3 protein-coding genes are annotated in these 2,705 nt (G+C 72.4%); all 3 read left to right on the plus strand.

Annotated features, from left to right (window positions below):
* Window positions 1-930, plus strand: a 930-nt coding sequence (locus I53_RS11380; RefSeq protein WP_043350627.1) for a glycosyltransferase family 1 protein, incomplete at its 5' end; no start/stop codon positions are given.
* Window positions 911-2,167: a glycosyltransferase family 4 protein gene (locus tag I53_RS11385; RefSeq protein ID WP_043350623.1), complete on the plus strand. Its 1,257-nt coding sequence runs from the start codon at window positions 911-913 to the stop codon at window positions 2,165-2,167. The genes I53_RS11380 and I53_RS11385, both read left to right, overlap by 20 nt.
* A 110-nt stretch (window positions 2,168-2,277) precedes the next feature.
* Window positions 2,278-2,705 (plus strand): glycosyltransferase (locus tag I53_RS11390; protein WP_187294339.1); only part of this gene is annotated, 428 nt, incomplete at its 3' end.

The raw sequence follows: 2,705 nt of genomic DNA on the forward strand, positions 1-2,705 counted from the left end.
TGCTCGAGTCCTGCGCCGAGCCTCGTGGTCCCGCGGCTGTGCCGGGCCCTGGACATCGACGTGGTGCTGAACGCCGACCCCTACGGTGCGGCCTTCGGCGGTCGCGCGCGGGTCAGCGTCGTGCACGATCTCTATTTCCGCACGCTGCCCGAGCGCATCCGCTCCCGCGAGGCCCTGACCACCGATCCGATCTTCCGGCTGGTGCTGGGCAACAGCGCACGGGTGATCACCGTGTCCGAGGCGACCCGGCGCGATCTGGAGCACCATTATCCCCGGCTTCGCGGACGGGCTCAGACCGTGCCCTCCGCGGCGATGCTGGATCCCACGCGCGACGGGCCCCGGGCCGGACTCCCGGCCGGGCCCTTCGTGCTGGCGGTCGGCAACGCCCTGTACAACAAGAACTTCGCGACCCTCGCCCGCGCCGTGGTCGGGCTCGGCCGGCCGGGGATCGGGATCGTGCACGTGGGCGAGGATCCCGACGAGGCGATCGCCGCCGCGCTCGGCGGCGCCCCGGTGCCGCTGACGCGTCTGTCGCGGATCGACGACGACCGGCTGGCGGGCCTCTACCGCGCGGCCTTGTGCCTGTGTGTCCCGTCCTTCACCGAGGGGTTCTGCCTGCCCGTGCTGGAGGCGCAGGCCCTCGACTGCCCGGTTCTCTGCTCGGACCGCTCCGCGACGCCCGAGATCGCCGGAGCCGGTGCCCTGACCTTCGATCCCGCCGACGCTGCGGCGCTGACCACGGGCCTGCGCCGCCTGCTCGACGAACCAGGGCTCCGGGCCACGCTGATCGCGCGCGGCCGCGACAATGTCCGTCGGTACGACTGGGCCGAAACCGCCCGCCGCTACGAGGGCCTGCTGCTCGACGCGCTCCGGGACGGCGCTCCGGCGCGCCCCGCTCGGGAGGTGCCGCATGCGCATCCTGCACCTTAGCTCGCTCTATCCGCCCGAGCAGGTCGGGGGCGCCGAACTGATGGTCGAGACACTCGCCCGCACCCAGGCGGGCCTCGGCCATGACGTTGCCGTCGTCTGCGCGGCACGGGCGCAGGGCGAGCCGGTCCTTCAGGACGGCGTCACCGTCTATCGGACCGGGCACGGAACGCCCTTCCACATCCTCGACTGGCCTGAACGTGGGCGGCTCGACCGCCTTCGCTACAAGCTCGCCGCGCAGTGGAACCGACCCACGCTCGACCGGATGGCGGCGGCGGTCCGGGATTTCGAACCCGATCTCGTGAACACGCACTCGATCTCCGAGCTGCCGCCGGCGCTCTGGCCGATGCTCCGGCAGCTCGGACTGCCGATCGTGCACACGCTCCACGACTTCACCAGTCTCTGCACCAACGGCGCGATGGTGCGGGACGGCCGGCCTTGTGACGGTCAGCATCTCAAATGCCGCCTCTACGGTGGGATCCACCGGCGCTGTCAGCGCGCCGTGACGGCTCTGGCCGCCGTGGGCTCAGACATCCTCGAGCGTCATCTCGATGCCGGGTTCTTCACCGACGTGCCGCCGGCGCTGCGCCGGGTGATCTGGAATCCGATCCCGCCCGGCCTGCCGCCGGCACGGCGTCCGCGGGTTCCGGGGGCGCCGGTTCGGTTCGGCTATCTGGGTCGGATCGAGGCCGCCAAAGGCTTCGACACGCTCCTCGAAGCCTGCCGGAGCCTGCCGCGGGCAGGCTGGAGCCTCTCCGTTGCCGGCCGCGCCGTGGACGGGCTCGACCACTACCGCGCCCGGGCCGAGGGCCTGCCCGCGACCTTCCTGGGTTACGCGGAGCGCGACGCCTTCCTGGATGGCATCGACTGCCTCGTCGTCCCCCCGATCTGGCCCGAACCCTTCGGCCGGACGGTGGCGGAAGCCTACGGGCGCGGCGTCCCGGTGATCGGAACCGCAAGCGGCGGCATCGGCGAGCAGGTCGGACCGGGGCCGTGGCTGGTGCCACCGGGCGATGCCCCGGCACTCGCCGCCGCGATGGCCCGGATCGTCGCGGAGCCCGCCCGCCTCGCAGAGGGGCTTGCCCGCGCCGCCCGCGTCCGCGCCGGCACCGACCCGGTCGTCGTCGCGGCCGCCTATCTCGACCTCTACGCCGCGACCCGCGACGCGGCCCGCCCCGAACTGCCTCTCGAGCTTTCCGCGCGCGCGGAGCGCCCGCACCTCAGCGAGTGCCGTCCATGATCACCCCGACCCTGTCCTCGACCTATGCCCGGATCCTCACCGAGGAGCCGCGCTCCCAGGGCCAGGACCGGCCGAGCGATCAGGGCGCCGCACGCGCGGTGACCGGCCCCTTGCGGATCCTGCACCTCAGTGCCCTCTATCCGCCCTACATCGTGGGCGGCGCCGAGCGCTCGGTGGAGCACCTCGCCGAGGAACTGGTCGCCTCTGGCCACACGGTTGCGGCGGCCTGCATCGCCCGGGAGCCGGAGTCCAAGAGCGTGCGCGGCGGCGTCACCGTCTACCGCATGGCGCACCACAACGATTTCTGGCTGGAGGACTGGCCCAAGGCGACCCGGTTCGGCCGCGCCTGGGCCAAGCTCAAGCAGCAATGGAATTTCGCCGTCGCGGCCGAATTCGGCCGCGTCCTCGACGATTTCCGGCCCGACATCGTCAACACGCACTCGCTGCTCGACGTCTCGACCCTGGTCTGGCGCGAGGCGGCCAAGCGCGGGATCCCGATCGTCCACACGGTCTGCGAGTACGACCTGATCTGCGGCAA

The sequence above is a fragment of the Methylobacterium sp. B1 genome, assembly GCF_000333255.1.
GTDB lineage: Bacteria > Pseudomonadota > Alphaproteobacteria > Rhizobiales > Beijerinckiaceae > Methylobacterium > Methylobacterium fujisawaense.